Source organism: Thermodesulfobacteriota bacterium (assembly GCA_036397855.1).
GTDB lineage: Bacteria > Desulfobacterota_D > UBA1144 > Nemesobacterales > CSP1-2 > DASWID01.
On record DASWID010000084.1, the window covers coordinates 1 to 1866 of the forward strand.

The window sequence follows — 1866 nt, forward strand, 5'->3', positions numbered from 1 at the left end:
ATTTCATCGGACTCCGTGACAGGCTCTACTTTGCCCGTTTGATGAAAAAGGTCGGAACAGAACAACGTGCCGTTTGTTTCTTCAAATAGCGATCCTGCATCCCAGCCGTGGGGTAGGTGAGGGGTTGAAACGTATCGGAAACGATATTTCCCCGTAGTCAGCACGTCCTCTTTCTGGAGGCCCCTAGGCGGCCGAATCGCAAAGTCACTAATGTTTACAAGAGCCCCAACGACACTGCATGCCGGCTCTGCCAGTGGTGCTGCATTCAGCCATTCATTAAGACCGCCACATTCGTCAACCTCAAAATGGCTCCAGCTTATCCAGCGTATAGTCTTTGGATCAACCAGTTTCGAAGCAGCTTCGTACAGCTCGGGGAACATTTTTCGCATACCTGTATGATAAATGAGAGGTTCTTCATCCCTGACAAGAAAATGGTTAAACTGTAAGTCAAAGTCCCCAACATATATTGAGATGCGGTACACATCCGGGGCAATTTCGGTCACTGTGGCCATATCTAACCTCCTAAACTGTTCTAATCAATTTGTTGAAAGGTACCTAAGAATAATAAGTATTCCAATTTACCCTCCTCCAATCATACACGGACACAGTCATTGGGAATCTATCATATTTGCGATCGCGGCAGCACGCATAGCATAATTTCTTTTAATTTTACCTAGAGGTTAGCCCAAACATCGGAGTAGTTATCTTCTCCTCCTTACACTCTGGACATCTACTCGGCTTAGCCCACTTCTCTCTATGCTCAAATATAAATCCACATTTTAGACACTTCGAGGGCTCCATTACAAAATCATATCCCTTATGTTTTGCGGATTGTTTTACATGAGGTAAGTGTGCAATTACTTCTTTTTCTGAAATGCTTAGTGTCTGAGATAGGTCCCTTATTGTCTTCAATCCCAACAGAAGTTCATCTGTAATTGCCTGTCGAGTTGTTTTAGCTTGTATCATCTATCTTCGCTCTAAAAATTATTTAGAAATAACAGGGAATGGGGAAAAATATTAAATAAATTTACGCAACTTAGGTTGAGTCACCGAAATCTATTAAATTACCTGTCGAACTGCCGAATTCCCCGTAGCTCGCTACATGGGTTCTACTGTCATTGCGAAATTTGCGAAGCAAATTGAAGCAATCTCCTCTTTTTTACCTGTTTTGGATTCCTCCGTTCCCTTCGACCTAGCACAGAATTCGTCCCAATGGCAGTAATAGTGAATCCAGCTTATGTTTTTACTCTAATCTTTCGACTTGCTCAATAATGATCCTTAGTATATCATGCCCTCTAATTCAGTATATAGAATTTCCTCAAATTTATTACTAGGTAAAAGAGAAAGGCACTTGAAATGACAATCTAAATTTATAGGACTTGCAACATATGAACGATTCCTTGAGGCCGGGCTTGACGTTTGATTTCAGTTTTACTATTCCAGAAACGAAGACGGTTCCATATCTGTATCCTGAATCTGAAGAGTTTCAGATGATGCCGAAAGTCCTGGCTACAGGATTTATGATAGGCCTGATCGAGCGGGCGTGCATTAAGTTTATCAATGGTTATATAAACTGGCCAAGGGAACAATCGGTGGGAATAGATGTAAAACTGAGTCATTCTGCGGCGACTCCTTACGGATTGAAGGTCGACGTTAAAGGAGAGCTTATAAAAGTGGAGGGTAAAAAGCTTACCTTTTCTATAGTTGCAAGTGATGGTGTTGATGTTATCTCTGAAGGGACACATGAGAGATTCATAGTTGATTCCGAAAGATTCAGTTCAAAAGTAGAAAAGAAGAGAAATATGAGTACACGCTGAATTTAAGTAGTGAATTCCCTGACGTTCGATACATCGCGTCGGGTTTTGT

3 protein-coding genes are annotated in these 1866 nt (G+C 41.6%); 1 reads left to right on the top strand and 2 read right to left on the bottom strand.

Annotated features, from left to right (window positions below):
* On the bottom strand, positions 1 to 512 hold a 512-nt coding region (locus VGA95_06410; GenBank protein HEX9666179.1), incomplete at its 3' end, for an MBL fold metallo-hydrolase.
* 157 nt (positions 513 to 669) lie between these two features.
* Positions 670 to 966 (bottom strand): transcriptional regulator, encoded by a 297-nt coding sequence (locus VGA95_06415; protein HEX9666180.1) that lies wholly within the window; start codon positions 964 to 966, stop codon positions 670 to 672.
* Between the two features lie 422 nt (positions 967 to 1388).
* Between VGA95_06415 and VGA95_06420 the strand changes: the two genes are divergently transcribed.
* Positions 1389 to 1817, top strand: coding sequence for a thioesterase family protein (locus tag VGA95_06420; GenBank protein ID HEX9666181.1), 429 nt, complete (start codon positions 1389 to 1391; stop codon positions 1815 to 1817).
* Positions 1818 to 1866 lie beyond the last annotated feature (49 nt).

Excerpts from the sequence above, each read along its gene's own strand:
- VGA95_06415 (HEX9666180.1), bottom strand. The coding sequence starts at position 966 with ATGATACAAGCTAAAACAACTCGACAGGCAATTACAGATGAACTTCTG.
- VGA95_06420 (HEX9666181.1), top strand. The coding sequence starts at position 1,389 with ATGAACGATTCCTTGAGGCCGGGCTTGACGTTTGATTTCAGTTTTACT.